At 42.3% G+C, this 17,362-nt stretch carries 13 protein-coding genes; 9 read left to right on the top strand and 4 right to left on the bottom strand.

Translation table 11 applies throughout. The features are described from left to right. Nucleotides 1-10: 10 nt before the first annotated feature. From gyrB to L1D46_RS06745, 4 genes are all read left to right on the top strand, one after another. Entirely contained in the window at nt 11-2,437 is a 2,427-nt protein-coding gene (gene gyrB, locus L1D46_RS06760) for a DNA topoisomerase (ATP-hydrolyzing) subunit B (protein WP_130050124.1), read from the top strand. Between the two features lie 142 nt (nt 2,438-2,579). Then, a complete protein-coding gene (gene glyQ, locus L1D46_RS06755) occupies nt 2,580-3,479 on the top strand; it encodes a glycine--tRNA ligase subunit alpha (protein WP_054554789.1) in 900 nt (299 codons plus the stop codon). Nucleotides 3,480-3,487: 8 nt separating this feature from the next. Continuing rightward, on the top strand, nt 3,488-5,557 hold the full coding sequence (glyS, locus tag L1D46_RS06750; RefSeq protein WP_167659033.1) for a glycine--tRNA ligase subunit beta: 2,070 nt from the start codon (nt 3,488-3,490) through the stop codon (nt 5,555-5,557). Between the two features lie 61 nt (nt 5,558-5,618). After that, nucleotides 5,619-6,068, top strand: coding sequence for a hypothetical protein (locus tag L1D46_RS06745; protein WP_239977138.1), 450 nt, complete (start codon nt 5,619-5,621; stop codon nt 6,066-6,068). Nucleotides 6,069-6,485: 417 nt separating this feature from the next. Here L1D46_RS06745 and L1D46_RS06740 read toward each other — a convergent pair whose 3' ends face one another. From L1D46_RS06740 to fadB, 4 genes are all read right to left on the bottom strand, one after another. Further along, nucleotides 6,486-7,010, bottom strand: coding sequence for a transposase (locus L1D46_RS06740; RefSeq protein WP_167659035.1), 525 nt, complete (start codon nt 7,008-7,010; stop codon nt 6,486-6,488). Between the two features lie 140 nt (nt 7,011-7,150). Continuing rightward, nucleotides 7,151-7,390, bottom strand: coding sequence for a sulfurtransferase TusA (gene tusA / locus L1D46_RS06735; RefSeq protein ID WP_054554785.1), 240 nt, complete (start codon nt 7,388-7,390; stop codon nt 7,151-7,153). A gap of 153 nt (nt 7,391-7,543) precedes the next feature. Further along, nucleotides 7,544-8,710 carry an acetyl-CoA C-acyltransferase FadA gene (gene fadA / locus L1D46_RS06730; RefSeq protein ID WP_130050121.1) on the bottom strand — a complete coding sequence of 389 codons (1,167 nt, stop codon included), beginning with the start codon at nt 8,708-8,710 and terminating at the stop codon, nt 7,544-7,546. A 5-nt stretch (nt 8,711-8,715) separates the two neighbouring features. Beyond that, entirely contained in the window at nt 8,716-10,875 is a 2,160-nt protein-coding gene (gene fadB / locus L1D46_RS06725; RefSeq protein WP_130050120.1) for a fatty acid oxidation complex subunit alpha FadB, read from the bottom strand. A 195-nt stretch (nt 10,876-11,070) separates the two neighbouring features. On the opposite strand from fadB, the gene L1D46_RS06720 reads away from it, so the two are divergent. The 5 genes from L1D46_RS06720 (at nt 11,071) to L1D46_RS06700 (ending at nt 17,290) form a co-directional block, all read left to right on the top strand. After that, entirely contained in the window at nt 11,071-12,957 is a 1,887-nt protein-coding gene (locus tag L1D46_RS06720; RefSeq protein WP_130050119.1) for a transglycosylase SLT domain-containing protein, read from the top strand. Nucleotides 12,958-13,050: 93 nt separating this feature from the next. After that, the gene (gene pepQ / locus L1D46_RS06715) at nt 13,051-14,373 is read left to right on the top strand and encodes a Xaa-Pro dipeptidase (RefSeq protein WP_239977136.1); all 1,323 of its coding nucleotides are present in this window, start codon (nt 13,051-13,053) and stop codon (nt 14,371-14,373) included. Nucleotides 14,374-14,430: 57 nt separating this feature from the next. Then, complete coding sequence (locus L1D46_RS06710) at nt 14,431-15,048, top strand: YigZ family protein (RefSeq protein ID WP_130050117.1); 618 nt, start codon at nt 14,431-14,433, stop codon at nt 15,046-15,048. A gap of 95 nt (nt 15,049-15,143) precedes the next feature. Beyond that, on the top strand, nt 15,144-16,595 hold the full coding sequence (locus L1D46_RS06705) for a TrkH family potassium uptake protein (RefSeq protein WP_130050116.1): 1,452 nt from the start codon (nt 15,144-15,146) through the stop codon (nt 16,593-16,595). A 38-nt stretch (nt 16,596-16,633) separates the two neighbouring features. Then, complete coding sequence (locus tag L1D46_RS06700; RefSeq protein WP_130050115.1) at nt 16,634-17,290, top strand: flagellar brake protein; 657 nt, start codon at nt 16,634-16,636, stop codon at nt 17,288-17,290. Nucleotides 17,291-17,362: the final 72 nt, after the last annotated feature.

The following is a 17,362-nucleotide window of genomic DNA, read 5'->3' as shown; positions in this document are numbered from 1 at the left end:
GGGATTAACCATGTCTGAGAATTACGATTCGTCGAGTATTAAAGTACTTAAAGGATTAGACGCAGTAAGAAAGCGTCCAGGAATGTATATAGGGGACACCGATGACGGTACAGGCCTACACCACATGGTGTTTGAGGTTGTTGATAACTCTATCGATGAAGCCTTAGCTGGTCATTGTGATGATATTTTTGTAACGATTCACTTAGACGGTTCAGTCTCTGTAAGAGATAACGGTCGTGGTATTCCTACATCTATTCACGAAGAAGAAGGTGTTTCTGCGGCTGAAGTTATCATGACGGTACTTCACGCTGGTGGTAAGTTCGATGATAACTCATATAAAGTATCGGGTGGCTTACACGGTGTAGGTGTTTCGGTTGTAAATGCGCTATCTGAAAAACTACAACTGACAATTCGTCGTGAAGGCAAAATTCACCAACAAACTTATACTATGGGTGTACCAGATGCACCATTAGCTGTAATTGGTGATGCAACTGACACCGGTACTGAATTACGTTTTTGGCCAAGCGGTGAAACATTCACTGACTTAAACTTCCACTACGATATTTTAGCAAAGCGTTTGCGTGAGCTTTCATTCTTAAACTCTGGTGTAAGTATCATTCTTACCGATGAGCGTGAAGAAGCTAAAAATGACCACTTTAAATATGAAGGTGGTATTCAGGCATTCGTAGAATATCTAAACCGTAACAAAACACCTGTACATAAAAGTGTTTTCCACTTTACTCATGAGCGTGAAGAAGACGGTATTAGTGTAGAAGTATCAATGCAGTGGAACGATGGTTTCCAAGAAAGCATTTATTGTTTTACAAACAACATTCCACAACGTGATGGTGGTACGCACTTAGCTGGCTTTAGAGCCGCATTAACGCGTACGCTAAATAACTACATGGAAAAAGAAGGCTTTAACAAAAAAGCGAAAACAACAAGCAATGCAACGGGTGATGACGCTCGTGAAGGCTTAACTGCAGTTGTAAGTGTTAAAGTACCTGATCCTAAGTTCTCATCACAAACTAAAGATAAACTAGTATCAAGTGAAGTGAAATCTGCTGTAGAGCAAGCAATGGCAGAAAAACTAACAGAGTTCTTATTAGAAAATCCTGTTGATGCTAAAACTGTTGTTGGCAAAATCATTGATGCAGCACGTGCTCGTGAAGCAGCTCGTAAAGCGCGTGAAATGACACGTCGTAAAGGCGCAATGGATTTAGCCGGTTTACCAGGTAAATTAGCTGATTGCCAAGAAAAAGATCCAGCACTTTCAGAACTATACATAGTGGAGGGTGACTCTGCAGGTGGTTCAGCTAAGCAGGGTCGTAACCGCAAAAATCAAGCTATCTTGCCACTTAAAGGTAAGATTCTTAACGTTGAAAAAGCACGCTTTGATAAGATGCTTTCTTCGCAAGAAGTAGCGACATTAATCACAGCATTAGGTTGTGGTATTGGTCGTGATGAATATGACCCAGAAAAGCTTCGTTATCATCGTATCATTATTATGACCGATGCGGACGTGGATGGTTCTCACATTCGTACCTTGCTACTGACTTTCTTCTACCGTCAAATGCCAGAGATTGTAGAAAAAGGCTTTATCTATATTGCGCAACCACCACTTTATAAAGTGAAAAAAGGAAAGCAAGAACGCTACATTAAAGATGACCCAGCGCTTGTTGATTACCTAACATCATTAGCATTGAACAATGCTGCACTTTATACGAGTGAAGGTGCAACTGCACTTGAAGGTGAAGAATTAGAAAGAATTGTTCACGATTATCAAAATACAGTAAAAGTAATTGAACGTTTAAAACGTAAATATCCAAATTCGGTTATGGAACGTTTAATCTATCAAAGCGAAATTACAGAAGCTGATTTAGCAAATGAAGCAAAAGTAAAAGAGTGGACTAACACGCTTGTTGAAGACTTAATTGCACGCGATGAAGATGCAACTATTTTCCACGCGAGCACTGAGCACGATACAGAACGCAACATGTATTATCCTGTTGTGAATATTCGCCAACATGGTGTGGACAAAGCGCATGTATTGAACTTCGACTTCATTACATCTCGTGACTACAAACGCATTGCAGCGACAGGTGTTAACATTGCTAACTTACTTGAAGAAGGCGCATATATTCAACGTGGTGAGAAAACTCATGCTGTTGATAACTTTGTTGATGCATTAGAGTGGTTAATTAGTGAATCGAAACGTGGCCTTTATATCCAACGCTATAAAGGACTAGGTGAGATGAACCCAGATCAACTTTGGGAAACCACCATGGACCCAGGCGCACGTCGTATGTTGAAAGTAACAATTGAAGATGCGGTTGCAGCTGACCAATTGTTCGCGACACTAATGGGTGACCAAGTTGAACCTCGTCGTGACTTCATTGAAACGAATGCACTACGTGTAGTTAACTTAGACGTGTAAAGTTAGAATTGATATTTAAAAAGGAGCCAACTGGCTCCTTTTTTTATTGCTGAAAAAGCACAAACTGCTTAAAACCTTACTGCACACAAGGTATACTGAGAGCAATTTTCAGACTAAACGCACCAGATACTATAAGCCAAATATGCAAAAATATGACGTTAAAACCTTCCAAGGTTTGATCCTGGCTTTACAGGACTATTGGGCACAGCAAGGCTGTGTGATTGCTCAACCACTCGATATGGAAGTGGGAGCAGGGACATTTCATCCGTTAACTTTCTTAAAGTCGATTGGTCCAGAGCCAATGTCGAGCGCGTATGTTCAACCATGCCGTCGTCCAACTGATGGTCGTTATGGTGAAAACCCAAACCGCTTACAACATTACTACCAATTCCAAGTAGTATTAAAACCATCACCAGAGAACATCCAAGAGCTCTATTTAGGCTCTTTAGCTGCGGTAGGTATCGATACGCTAACTGACGAAGTTCGCTTCGTAGAAGACAACTGGGAGTCGCCTACATTAGGTGCTTGGGGTCTAGGTTGGGAAATCTGGTTGAACGGCATGGAAGTGACGCAGTTCACTTACTTCCAACAAGTAGGTGGCCTAGAGTGCTCACCAGTAACAGGTGAGATCACGTATGGTCTTGAGCGTTTAGCAATGTACATTCAGGGCGTAGATAGCATCTATGACCTTGTATGGGCAGATGGTCCTATGGGTCGTGTCACATACGGTGATGTATTCCATCAAAATGAAGTAGAGCAATCGGCTTATAACTTCGAACAAGCGGATGTTGAGTTCTTATTTGCACAGTTTGATCACTGTGAAAAAGAAAGCGAAAAGCTAATTGAAGCAGGCTTACCATTACCAGCTTATGAGCAAGTAATGAAAGCATCACATGCGTTTAACTTATTAGACGCTCGTCACGCTATCTCAGTAACAGAACGTCAACGTTATATCTTACGTGTTCGTGCTTTATCTAAAGCATGTGCGCAAAGTTACTATGATGCCCGTGAAGCTCTTGGTTTCCCGCTTTGTAAGGATTAAGAATTAGCATGTCAGCAGAAAATTTATTAGTAGAAATTGGCACTGAAGAGTTGCCACCGAAAGCACTTCGTAAACTTGCTGAGTCGTTTGCTGAGAACTTAGCAGCTGAGCTTGCAAGCTTAGAATTAGCTCATCAAGGCGTTAATTGGTACGCATCACCACGTCGTTTAGGTTTACGTGTTACTGCACTTGAAGCTAAACAAAGTGATAAGGTTGTAGAAAAGCGCGGCCCTGCAGTAGCAGCGGCTTTTGACGCAGATGGCAACCCAACTAAAGCCGCAATGGGTTGGGCTCGTGGTTGTGGCATCGATGTAAGCGACGCACAAACGCTAGAAACAGATAAAGGTGCTTGGTTATTACACAAAGCACAGGTTGAAGGTCAAGCAACTACCTCGCTTATGAGCGATGCTGTAAACAAAGCACTTGCTAAATTACCTATCCCTAAACCAATGCGTTGGGGTGCAAATAAAACACAATTTATCCGCCCAGTGCACACTGCGACTATTTTATTTGGTAGCACGCTAATCGAAGGTGAAATCCTTGGTAAGCAAGTTGGCAACCAATTACAAGGTCACCGTTTCCATCATCCAGAAAAAGTAACAATTAACCACGCAGATGACGTTTTTGATGTTCTTAAATCTGCTTATGTTGTCGCTGACTTCGAAACACGTAAAGCACAAATTCGTGAACAGATTGAAGCTGCAGCAACAGCTGTAAATGCAAAAGTAGCGATGGATGAAGACTTACTGGAAGAAGTAACATCTCTTGTTGAGTGGCCAGTAACATTAACAGCAACATTTGAAGAAGCCTTCTTAGATGTCCCTTCAGAAGCGCTTATCTATACTATGAAGGACGACCAAAAATACTTCCCGTTATTAGACCAAGACGGCAACTTACTTAACAAGTTCCTATTTGTTTCTAATATCGAAAGTAAAGATCCAAGCGTGGTAATTGCTGGTAACGAAAAGGTGGTTCGTCCACGTTTAGCTGATGCGCAATTCTTCTATGAAACTGATAAGAAGAAAACGCTAGAGAGCCGTTTAGAATCGCTTGATACTGTTTTATTCCAAAAGCAATTGGGTACGTTAAAAGACAAATCTGAGCGTATCAGTGAACTTGCAGGTTACATTGCGGAGCAATTAGGTGCCGATGCCGAGCTGGCTAAGCGTGCAGGTTTATTAAGTAAAACAGACTTAATGACCGAAATGGTGATGGAGTTTACCGACGTACAAGGTGTAATGGGTATGCATTATGCTCGTCACGACGGTGAAGCCGAAGAAGTTGCACTAGCGCAAAATGAACAATATATGCCTCGCTTCGCGGGTGATAATTTACCAACCAATGTGATCAGCTGTGCAGTAGCAATTGCTGATAAGTTTGATACGCTGGTGGGTATTTTTGGTATTGGTCAAGCGCCAAAAGGCGACAAAGACCCATTTGCACTTCGCCGTGCAGCGATTGGTGCATTACGCATCATGGTTGAAAAATCATTACCGCTAGATATCTTAGATCTAGTTGCTAAGTCACAAACGCTATTCGGCGAGAAGCTAACAAACCTAAACGTATCAACAGATGTGTTTGAGTTTATGCTAGGTCGTTTCCGCGCATGGTACCAAGATGAAGGTATCGAAGTTGATGTGATCCAAGCTGTGCTAGCTCGTCGTCCAACTAAACCAGTTGATTTTGACCGTCGTGTTAAAGCGGTAAGTCACTTCCGTACATTAGAGGCTGCAGAAGCGCTTGCAGCAGCAAATAAACGCGTAAGCAATATTCTGGCTAAGAATGACATCACAACACAAGGTGATGTAAATGAGAGCCTATTAAGCGATGATGCAGAAAAAGTATTAGCGTCGCATGTTGCGAAGTTTGCAACTGAGCTTGCACCTCTATATGCAAATGGTGATTACCAAGAAGCATTGTCACAACTTGCGGGTATCCGTGAGAGTGTTGATAACTTCTTCGATAATGTAATGGTAATGGCCGATGACGAAGCAGTTAAACAAAACCGTTTAGCATTGTTAAGCCAACTAAGCCGCCTGTTTTTAGATATTGCTGATATCTCTGTACTTCAGAAGTAAGCAGTAGCCAATTAATAAAAGCCAGCTCAGTGCTGGCTTTTTTGTAGCATAAGGAATAGTAATGAAACGTGTAATTACTTTAGCATTAGCAGGCTTATTAACAGCCTGTTCTAGCCAAATGCAAATGCCAAGCATCGATGATATTCTGCCAAGCAAAGACCTTGACCGTACTATGTATTTACGTGGTGACTTTACCTTGTGGGATGCCGAACCTCAGTATCAATTAAAGCAAGTTGCACCAGGTATATTCCAAACCGAAGTTAAGTTTTCAACACCTGGTAAGGTTTATGAATTCAAAATAGCGGATGCTGATTTTAGCGAAGGCTATAACTGCGGTTACAGTGATATAGACCCTGCAGGGCAATCATTGGTTTTAGGCCAAGCTGCCAATGCCGACTGTAATACTATCTACAATTATTTCAGCTTTAAACCCGCTGCAAAAGGTATGTATGTAGTGAGTTTTGATTATCGTAACAGTAATCAACCCAAAGTGACGGTAACCCGAAAGTAAAGCTCTGTGCTGGTAGGTTGGGTAGAGCGGAGCGAAACCCAACGCATACACTGCAACGAATTAGCTATCGGGAGGGTTTGATTTGCCAGCAATCACGTTGGGTTTCGTTGCTCTCAACCCAACCTACGTACTCAAACCCGCTGCAAAAGGCGAGTATGTAGTGAGCTTCGATTACCGCAATAGCAATCAACCAAAAGTGACAGCAACTCGGAAGTAAAGCTCTGCGCTGGTAGGTTGGGTAGAGCGGAGCGAAACCCAACGCATACACTCACCTTGAAGATTAGCTGGCGTATCTAACTCTGCAACGGATTAATTATCGGGAGTGTTGGATTTGCTAGCAATCACGTTGGGTTTCGTTGCTCTCAACACAACCTACACTGATTAGGCTAGCGTTAGAACAAAGCGCCAGCCTTCTCATCAATCTTCATATAGATTAAGTGCGATATCTAACTCATCATCTGACAAATTAAAAACAGATGACTTACTCAATTTCCTATAAGACGAAAATGGCCAGTCTTCAACTTGATTCACGTATTTATGTTTTACAGGGTTGAAGTAAATATAATTAATATGGTTCATTAGGTCTTGCTCGTCCTTTATATAATGCTCCCAATACCGTCTCTGCCAAATACCTCGTTCACATTTCTGAATGCGGCTAGGCGATTTATGCTCGCAATTATTTAGTTGTCTAGAAAAATTAGACTTAATTAATCGCCACCGTTTTGAATAATCACAATCCCCAACGGGTAGTTGCCAAATAGCGTGTAAGTGATCTGGAAGAATGACAATGGCAAGCGTTTTAAAAGGGTGTGACTTTGCCACACTTTTATAAGCTGAACGTAGCAGAGTGATGTTTGAAGTTAAAAGTGCTGAGTTTCTTTGCGCAATCGCTAGAGTAAAGAAATAGGTGCCCCCGGGGATTAATACTCTTCTGTATCGCATACATTCATCCTTGAATGTTAAATGATAAGAGTAGTTTAATTTCGATTAAAAGTTGAACTTCACGAACTTTAATTTGTTGCTATCATCCTTCAGTTACGTTGGGTTTCGCTTCGCTTCGCTCTACCCAACCTACGAGCCCGTTACAACCCTTTCTTTACCAAGTATCGATACGGTGCTTGCTCTACATCTTTAGCCACTAGAGTATGATCCATAAAAGTACAAAAGCTTGGAATATCACGGGTAGTTGATGGGTCATCGGCGATGATAAGCAATGTTTCACCATCTTTCATTTTACGCACTGCGCCACGCACCATCATGACAGGTTCTGGACAACGAAGGCCAAGTGCATCTAATTGGTGATCGGGATTATCAAAACTCATGGCTGACCTTTTGAATGAAAGAGACAATTAATAAGCGGCTATTTTAACTTTCTATTGCCGCCTGTTTCAATAACCTAAAGCAAAGCAAATAAAAAAGGCGCACTGAGCAAATCAGTGCGCCTTTTTATCACCAAGATGTTTGGTGTGAGCTCGTTACTCTACGCGCTCAAATACAGTTGCAATACCTTGACCTAAACCAATACACATAGTTGCTAGACCGTATTTAGCGTTCTTGTCTTCCATTAGGTGAACAAGCGTTGTGCTAATACGTGAACCAGAACAACCTAGTGGGTGACCAAGTGCAATTGCACCACCATTTAGGTTAACTTTTTCATCTACCACATCCATCAGACCTAGGTCTTTTAATACTGGTAGAGATTGTGCTGCGAATGCTTCGTTCAGCTCTGCAACATCGATATCGTCAATTGTGATACCTGCTTGTTGAAGTGCTTTTTGCGATGCCGGAACAGGACCATAACCCATAATTGATGGATCGCAACCTGCAACAGCCATTGATTTAATACGCGCACGAATTGGTAAACCAAGTTCTTTTGCTTTCTCTTCGCTCATTACAAGCATTGCTGACGCGCCGTCAGAAAGTGCAGATGAAGTACCTGCAGTTACGCTACCTGATGCTGGATTGAATACAGGGCGTAGTTGCGATAAGCCTTCAACAGTCGTCTCAGGACGAATTACTTCATCGTCTTCAACTAAGATTAAAGAACCATCTGCATCGTGACCTTCCATTGCTAGGATTTCACGGCGGAAACGACCTTCAACTGTTGCAGCGTGTGCACGTTGGTGTGAACGGTAAGCAAATTCGTCTTGCTGCTGACGGCTAATGCCGTGAAGCGTTGCAAGGTATTCAGCAGTTAAACCCATTACGCCAGCAGCTTGTGCTACAGACGTTGATAAACCTGGGTGAAAATCATTACCATGAGTCATAGGTACGTGACCCATGTGTTCAACACCACCAATGATGTAGGTATCGCCAGCGCCAGTCATAATAGCGCGTGCTGCATCATGTAATGCTTGCATTGATGAACCACATAAACGGTTAACCGTTACCGCTGGTACAGAGTGAGGGATACCGGCTAGTAATGCCGCATTACGGGCAATGTTGAAACCTTGCTCTAACGTTTGTTGAACACAGCCCCAGTAAATATCATCAATTGATGCTGGATCAACGGCTGGGTTACGGTCTAACAAACCTTTCATTAAGTGAGCACTTAAATCTTCCGCACGCTTGTTTTTGAATACGCCGTTCTTTGAACGACCCATTGGTGTGCGGATACAATCTACGATTACTGGATTATTCATGTTTCTTATCCTTCCACCTTATAGAATACACGGCCTTCTTCGGCCCACTTGCGAGTTTCATCTGATACTTGGTAAATCGCACCTAAGTGAGCGTACTTGTCTGCTGTTGCAACAAAGTTCGCTAAACCAGTTTGATCTAAGTAACGGAATGCACCGCCTCTAAATGGAGGGAAACCAATGCCGTAAATTAGCGCCATGTCAGCTTCTTGTGGTGACGCTACGATACCTTCTTGTAAACAAAGTAGTACTTCGTTGATCATAGGAATCATACAACGGTCAATGATTTCTTGTTTGTCGAAATCTTTAGGTGCATCAGTGATAGCACTTAGTAGCTCAGTTGCTGTTGCATCTTTTGCTTTTTTCAGGCGACCACGACGGTCCGGCGCGTATTGGTAGAAACCAGCACCATTTTTCTGACCAAAGCGTTTTTCGTTTGCAAATACAGTAACAGGGTCTTTATCTTGGCGAGCCATACGCTCAGGGAAGCCGTCAGCCATTACACCAGTACAGTGGTAAGCTGTATCGATACCTACAACATCAAGTAGATATGCAGGACCCATTGGCCAACCAAATACATTTTCCATTACTTTATCAACTTTAGTGAAGTCAGCACCTTCAACAACAAGTTTGCTGAAACCTGCAAAGTAAGGGAATAGTACGCGGTTAACAAAGAAACCAGGGCAGTCGTTTACAACGATAGGTGATTTACCAAGTTTTAATGCGTAATCAACAACTGCATTAATTGTTGCTTCTGAAGTTTTTTCACCACGGATGATTTCTACTAATGGCATTTTCGGCACAGGGTTAAAGAAGTGCATACCACAGAAGTTTTCTGGTTTTTCAAGTGCAGATGCTAACTCGTCAATACGAATAGTTGACGTATTTGAAGTTAGGATAGTGCCTGCTGGTAAGTCTTTTTCAAGACCCGCAAGAACAGCTTGCTTCACTTTAGGGTTTTCAACCACGGCTTCAACAACGATATCAGCACTTTGTAGGTCTGCATCATTTAACGTTGGTTTGATCTTGCCTAAGGTGGCAACCATCTTATCCATCGCCATATGGCCACGTTGTACTTTCTTACCTAGTAGCTTAGATGCTTCGCCCATACCTAAATCAAGTGCATCTTGGTTGATGTCTTTCATGATAATAGGTGTGCCTTTATAAGCAGACTGGTAAGCAATACCGCCACCCATAATACCTGCACCTAATACAGCTGCTTGTTTGATCTCAAGCCCACTGTGTTTAGCTTGCTTCTTCGCTTTACCTTTAATGTATTGGTCAGCTAAGAAAATACCGGTTTGCGCGGCAGCTTCGCTTGTTGCTGCAAGTTTAGCAAAGTTAGCGTTTTCAATAGCCATTGCTTCAGCGCGTTCACAGTTTGCAGCAGCTTTGATTGTTTTTACAGCCATAACAGGTGCTGGGTAATGACCTTTTGTCTGACCCATTACCATACCTTCTGCCATAGCAAAGCTCATACCTTGCTCAACACGGTTCATTTTCAGTGGCTGTAATTTTACTTGTCGTTTTGCTTGCCAATCTAGCTTGCCAGCAATTGCTTGCTCAAGTGTTGCAATACTTGACTCTAAAAGTTTGTCAGCACTAACTACCGCGTCAAACGCACCTACTTTTAGGGCATCAGCAGCACGGTTTTCTTTACCTGTAGTGATCCATGTCATCGCATTATCAGCGCCAATAAGGCGTGGCAGGCGAACTGTGCCACCAAAACCAGGCATAATGCCTAATTTAACTTCTGGTAGGCCAATTTTAGCGTTAGAGCTAGCAACGCGATAATCGGTAGCAAGTGCCCACTCACATCCACCACCAAGCGCCATGCCGTTTACCGCACTTAGGGTTGGGAAAGGTAAATCTTCAATTGCGTCAAAAACATCAGTTGCATTTTTGATCCATGCAACTAGTTCTTCTTGAGGTTTAGTGAAAGTAGGTAAAAATTCGAAAATATCGGCACCGATAATGAAATGATCTTTATCGCTGGTGAACACCATGCCTTTGATATCTGAGTTTGTTGCCAATTCTTTTAATGCTAAAGCGCAATCTTGCAAGGTTTGCTGCGAAAGTTTATTTACTGAGCCGTCTGCACAGAACTTAAACTCGGCGATGTTGTCCTTGATGAAAGCAACTTCAAATGAATCGCTTTTATATAACATTATTATTCTCCCTAGTTTATTAACTAAGACTGGTACGATGAGTTTGCATTTCAATCAGTGTGCTTGCTTTAAAATGAAAATGCAACGAAAAATTTACTGCGCTTTATCGCGATTGGTTAAAATATAGCTGGTTTGGTGCTAAGGTGTAGCAGAAGTTTTTTGTTATTAATTCTTTAATTTTTGTTAAAGGTCATCATGAAAAAACAACTCCTTGGTTGGACAGCTGCCGCATTACTTTTTCCTTTTTTTGCAGCTGAAGCCAACGATAAACATGACGCTTTTTTAAAAGCAGAAAAAAAGGCGCGTTACGGTGATTATCAAGACATGAAAGAGGCAGCAAATGGACTTGATCATCCGTTGAAACCTTATGTCGAAAAGGCATATTGGCAACGCAACCCAAGCCTTAAACACCAAACGGAAATAGAGAACTATCTTAATATTTATCAAAACACGCCACTAGAATGGCCTGTACGAAAGGCATGGCTTAATTACTTAAAAAAGTACAACAAGAAAGCTGCATATATTCGAAATTATCGCGAAACGAGCAATAACGAATTAACGTGCCCTTACTTAAGCTTTCAATTGGACTTGGGGGCACCTGAAAAAGCCATAATGAACCAAGTTACTGATTTATGGGTTGTTGGGGAGTCACAGCCAAAAGAGTGTGATGGATTATTCTCGCTGTGGAAGAAAAAGGGTTACCAAACCCAAGAGCGAGTTTGGCAGCGTATTAGTCTGGCCGCTGAAGGGGGCTCATCAAGCTTAATTCCTTACTTAAAAACATTATTGCCTCGGGCTGATCAATATTTAGCTGATTTATATTTAAAGGTACGAAGAGACCCAAGTGCTGCTGCGGGTCTTTATCGCTACAAGAAAAAGTCGACTAAAGAAGGACAAATTGCACTCTATGGGGTTAAGCGCTTAGTATGGCGAGATAAAGATTTGGCATTACGAGCTTGGGAAAAGCTCGAAGCTATGTTCGATTACACCGACGAGCAAAAAGCCGATGTTTACTACAGCTTTGCGCTTTCGCTTGCCTCGAGCGGTCATCAACAAGCACGCTTTTGGTTAAACAAAGTACCTAAAGAGCGCCAAACGCGTAAACTAATGCAATGGCAGCTAGGGAACATGCTAGAGAGACAAGATTGGTCTGGCATTGTGGCGTTTTTCACGGGTAAAGAAAACCTGAGTTTGGGTCAACAATATTGGTTGGCATATAGCTTAAATCAACGTGGTGACGTCGAGCGAGCTCGTGAAATTTGGCAAACGGTGGCTAAAGAGCGTGATTATTACGGCTTTTTAGCATCTGCACGCTTGGGTATTCCGGTTAGTTTAAATAACAAAGATATCAATATTAGTAATAAGCTTAAGCTTGAAGTGGCAAATGCCCCTGGTTTTAAGCGAGCTCGCGCCTTGTATGAGCTTGAGCGTTATACATCTGCGCGTCGTGAATGGAATTATTTAACGGATACATCTACTAAAGAAGAAAAGCTTGCTGCGTCTTTACTTGCTGCTGAGCTAGATTGGTACGACAGCACTATTTATACCTTGGCGCAAATAAAAGAGTGGGATTATGTCGATTTACGTTTCCCATTTGCGTTTAAAGATGTGTTTGCCACTTATAGCAACCGCAGCCATATCGATGTTGCTTGGAGTATTGCTATCTCGCGTCGAGAAAGCTCTTTTGCGCCAGATGCACGCTCTCATGCCAATGCTCATGGTTTGATGCAGTTGTTACCAAGTACTGCTAAGTATATGAATAAGAGTACAGTGTCACGCAGGCAGTTATATCAGCCTCGTACTAATATACGTCTAGGTAGTGAATATTTGCAGTATTTGAAAAAGAAAAATCATGGCAATGAAATCCTTGCTACGGCTTCTTACAATGCAGGTTATCATCGCATTAAACGCTGGATCCCAGAGCAAGCAATGCCAGCTGAACTGTGGATAGAGTTAATTCCTTATACCGAAACACGAAACTACGTTAAGAATGTGTTTGCCTACAGACAGGTTTATCACACTCGATTAGGCCGTGACGGCAATGTATTGGCACCGATCCTAGATATGTCGATGGGTGGTTAAACAAGATGTGTCACACTATCCTCCCTCAGTTGGGGGATAGTGCTGGCTATGTTAGACTGCTAACAAGTTAAATTTACTAAAGATGGGTTTACTATGGATAAATTAGCGGTGTTATACGCCGAACATATTGCAACCTTGCAACAACGCACTCGTACAATCACAGAGCGTGAAGGTTTAGAAGGGTTAGTAATTCACTCAGGTCAGGCTAAACGTCAGTTTTTAGATGACATGTATTATCCGTTTAAGGTGAATCCGCAATTTAAAGCTTGGTTACCAGTAATCGACAACCCACATTGCTGGATTGTGGTTGATGGTGCATCTAAGCCAAAACTGATTTTTTATCGTCCTGTGGACTTTTGGCATAAAGTGCCTGACGAACCGCGTGATTTTTGGGCTGAGTATTTTGATATTGAATTATTAGTACAGCCAGATCAGGTCGAAAAGCTGCTTCCTTATGATAAAGAAAAATTTGCCTATATCGGTGAATACCTAGAAGTAGCACAAGCGCTGGGCTTTAGCATTATGAACCCAGAGCCAGTAATGAATTACCTACACTTTCATCGCGCTTATAAAACCCAGTACGAGCTTGAGTGTTTACGTCAAGCTAACCGAATCGCGGTAGATGGCCACAAAGCTGCACGTGATACTTTTTTTGCTGGTGGTTCAGAGTTTGATATTCAGCAAGCTTACCTCATGGCGACGCGTCAGAGTGAAAACGAAATGCCTTACGGTAATATCGTTGCGCTAAATGAAAACTGTGCAATTTTACACTACACGCATTTTGAGCCTAAAGCGCCGCATTCACATCATTCTTTTCTTATTGATGCTGGTGCGAACTTTAATGGCTATGCGGCTGATATCACGCGTACTTATGACTATAAAAAGTCGGGTGAATTTAGCGATTTAATTAAAGTAATGACAGAGCATCAAATTGCTTTAGGTAAAGCATTAAAGCCTGGCTTGTTATATGGTGAATTACATTTAGATTGCCACCAGCGTGTAGCGCAAGTGCTAAGCGACTTTAATATTGTGAAATTACCAGCAGCTGAAATTGTTGAACGTGGTATTACTTCTACTTTCTTCCCGCATGGTCTTGGTCATCACCTTGGCTTACAAGTACACGATATGGGTGGCTTTATGGCTGATGATACTGGTGCACACCAAGCTCCGCCAGAAGGTCATCCATTCCTTCGTTGTACTCGATTAATTGAAAAGAACCAAGTATTTACTATTGAACCTGGTTTATACTTTATCGACTCATTATTAGGTGACCTTGCGCAAACAGACAACAAGCAGTTCATTAACTGGGAAAAAGTTGAAGCGCTTAAGCCATTCGGCGGTATCCGTATTGAAGATAACATCATCGTTCATGAAGATAGCCTAGAAAACATGACCCGTGATCTACACTTAGATTAACGATTTAGGTTAGTGAATATCGGGGCCATTAGGCCCCATTTTTTTAGATAAGCAATTATGTCTGAATACCAATATCCGGCTGAGCCGGTTTTTTACCAAGAAGAAATCAAAAAAAGCACCTTTATTGTGCATATTGCCCACACCCCAGATCTTGCGGCAGCAAAAGCCTTTATCAAAGAGATTCAAGATAAATACAGCGATGCTCGTCATAATTGCTGGGCGCATGTTGCAGGGAACCCCGGTGGTAGCCATGTATATGGCTTTTCGGATGATGGGGAGCCTAATGGCACTGCAGGCAAGCCAATGCTAAATGTACTAACTGGCTCTGGTATTGGTGAAATTACAGCGGTTGTAACCCGTTATTTCGGTGGCATTAAGCTCGGTACCGGTGGGCTTGTGCGCGCCTACGGTGGTAGTTTAAATAATGCGATGCGTGAGCTTAAAACTATTACCAAAGTACCTAGTGTTGAGCTGATAGGTCAAAGTGATTACAGCGTACAAGGGGCTATAGAGCAGCTATTAAAAAATCAGTACCAGGTGCTTCATATCGAAAAACAGTTTGCAGAAAACATCACTTGGCAAATCGAAATCGATAGCCGTCAGGCGGAGCAAGCGGTTGATGATATTCATGAACTGACTCACGGTGCAGTTAGCCTAAAAGTCAGAAAAGTTTGAAATCTAAAAATAATACATTGCGTTTACTTACAATTAAGGCTGTAAGACAATAAACTGTATTAGCTAAACAATTAATAAGAAAGCGATACGCCTAGATGCAATTTCGTACCATAATAAAAATTCTCGGCCAGCTGGTGGCGTTATTTAGTATCACTATGGTGCCACCGGCACTCGTGTCTTTGATCTACAAAGACGGTGGTGGTGTGCCATTTGTTCTCGCTTTCATTTTTAGTGTAGTGATTGGTTTAGCGGCTTATTACCCAAACCGCCATGAGCACGGTGATTTAAAAGCTCGTGAAGGCTTCCTGATTGTCGTATTGTTCTGGTTGGTACTAGGCACCTTCGCAGCGGTACCTTTAGTGTTCTTACAAGAACCTAATCTTTCCCTAGCGGACTCTGTATTTGAAGCTTTCTCAGGGCTAACAACCACAGGGGCCACCGTACTTACAGGCATTGAATACCTACCTAAATCAGTCCTATTTTACCGCCAACAATTACAATGGTTAGGTGGTATGGGGATCATCGTACTCGCGGTGGCGGTCCTGCCTATGCTAGGCGTCGGTGGCATGCAGCTATACCGTGCAGAAACACCGGGTCCGGTTAAAGACTCGAAAATGACGCCGCGTATTGCTGATACCGCAAAGCATCTTTGGTATATCTATGTGTCGCTTACCATTGCTTGTACGCTGGCATATTGGGCTGCAGGAATGGATTGGTTTGATGCAATTTGTCATGCCTTCTCTACTATCGCGATTGGTGGATTTTCTACTTATGACGCATCAATGGGGCAGTTCGATAGCCCTGTAATTAATTTTATTTGTGTGGTGTTTTTGCTTATTGCGGCAATTAACTTCTCGCTTCACTATGCGGCGGTATCGTCACGCAGCATTCGGGCCTATTTACGAGACCCGGAATTTAAAGTGTTTTTATTGATTCAATTAGCATTGGTAATTGTCTGCTTTACTGTGTTGTCATCAAATAATATTTATGCGGATGGTGATGAGACTCTTGATCAAGCCATGTTTCAAGCTGTATCAATGAGTACAACAGCAGGCTTTGCGACCGATAACTTTTCGGCATGGCCACTGTTCTTACCTATTTTACTTATCTTTTCAAGCTTTATTGGCGGCTGTGCAGGTTCTACCGGTGGCGGTATGAAAGTAGTTCGCGTGTTCTTGTTATACTTGCAAGGCATTCGAGAGCTTAACCGCCTTGTGCATCCTCGTGCTATTTACTCAATTAAATTAGGCCGAAAGGCACTGCCAGATAAAGTTGTCGAAGCGGTTTGGGGGTTCTTCTCTGCGTATGCTTTGGTGTTTGTCATTATCATGTTGGCGCTGATGGGCACTGGTATGGATAACATCAGTGCATTCTCTGCTACAGCTGCTTGCTTAAATAACTTAGGCCCAGGTTTAGGTGAAGTCGCTGCTCATTACGGGGCGATTTCAGATACGGCAAAATGGCTACTTACTATTGCAATGGTATTTGGTCGTTTAGAAATATTCACCCTACTAGTACTGTTTACGCCTACCTTCTGGCGAGGCTAACCAAAGCAAGGTGATTATCAAGAAGTGGAGGCATTACTGTGCCAAAAACTCAAAAACAACGCAATCTTGAGAAACTAACCTGTATCCCTGCAGGTAGCTTGGTGGATGTTGAAATTACCACACCAACCGACAGTAAACGGGTAAAAACAGAATTTATTGGTTTGATGAATGATCAGTACATCATTCTTAACTATCCATCAGCAAAGCGTTTAGCGAATAGTAGTGATGTCATTAAAGACGGTGTAATGGTCGTTATACGCGCCGTACTTGAAGCGGGAGGTGGGCAAGTGATTGCTTTTCGTCAGCAAATAAACGCCTTGGCATCGCATCCACATCGCTTAATTTTTCTCGACTTTCCTCAGCAAGTACAGCTTTATAGCTTGCGTAGTGAAGCGCGTATTCCTACGTTATTCCCTGCAAACTTAGTGATTGCAGAGCAAACACTGGCGGGACTTATTAAAGATATTTCACTTACGGGCGTGCAGTTTGATATTAATAGCAGTAACGACTTAACCGCTTTTAAAGGACAAAGCTGTCAAATCACACTCAGTAAACGAGAGTTTAGTGGCACAGTATGTAGCGTTCGCAAAAGAGCGGGTGGTTTTATGCTGGGTGTGCAGCTTGATACAAGTGAAGATGAGATGAAAGCGTTTATGAAAGAGCACTTAATTGACCTTTCGGTATTAGACAGCTAATTCCGGCTACCAATTCGCCATTTTGCAACAAAATGGCTATTTTCCCCGATTTAACCCTATAAATATCAAAAT

This window comes from Pseudoalteromonas sp. Isolate3, from assembly GCF_022398505.1.
In the GTDB taxonomy this organism is placed as follows: Bacteria; Pseudomonadota; Gammaproteobacteria; order Enterobacterales; family Alteromonadaceae; genus Pseudoalteromonas; species Pseudoalteromonas apostichopi.
Note: the sequence above shows the minus strand (reverse complement) of the source record. Positions and strands in the feature narration are given on the sequence as shown.

Excerpts from the sequence above, each read along its gene's own strand:
- gyrB (WP_130050124.1), top strand. The coding sequence starts at position 11 with ATGTCTGAGAATTACGATTCGTCGAGTATTAAAGTACTTAAAGGATTA.
- glyQ (WP_054554789.1), top strand. The coding sequence starts at position 2,580 with ATGCAAAAATATGACGTTAAAACCTTCCAAGGTTTGATCCTGGCTTTA.
- glyS (WP_167659033.1), top strand. The coding sequence starts at position 3,488 with ATGTCAGCAGAAAATTTATTAGTAGAAATTGGCACTGAAGAGTTGCCA.
- L1D46_RS06745 (WP_239977138.1), top strand. The coding sequence starts at position 5,619 with ATGAAACGTGTAATTACTTTAGCATTAGCAGGCTTATTAACAGCCTGT.
- L1D46_RS06740 (WP_167659035.1), bottom strand. The coding sequence starts at position 7,010 with ATGCGATACAGAAGAGTATTAATCCCCGGGGGCACCTATTTCTTTACT.
- tusA (WP_054554785.1), bottom strand. The coding sequence starts at position 7,390 with ATGAGTTTTGATAATCCCGATCACCAATTAGATGCACTTGGCCTTCGT.
- fadA (WP_130050121.1), bottom strand. The coding sequence starts at position 8,710 with ATGAATAATCCAGTAATCGTAGATTGTATCCGCACACCAATGGGTCGT.
- fadB (WP_130050120.1), bottom strand. The coding sequence starts at position 10,875 with ATGTTATATAAAAGCGATTCATTTGAAGTTGCTTTCATCAAGGACAAC.
- L1D46_RS06720 (WP_130050119.1), top strand. The coding sequence starts at position 11,071 with ATGAAAAAACAACTCCTTGGTTGGACAGCTGCCGCATTACTTTTTCCT.
- pepQ (WP_239977136.1), top strand. The coding sequence starts at position 13,051 with ATGGATAAATTAGCGGTGTTATACGCCGAACATATTGCAACCTTGCAA.
- L1D46_RS06710 (WP_130050117.1), top strand. The coding sequence starts at position 14,431 with ATGTCTGAATACCAATATCCGGCTGAGCCGGTTTTTTACCAAGAAGAA.
- L1D46_RS06705 (WP_130050116.1), top strand. The coding sequence starts at position 15,144 with ATGCAATTTCGTACCATAATAAAAATTCTCGGCCAGCTGGTGGCGTTA.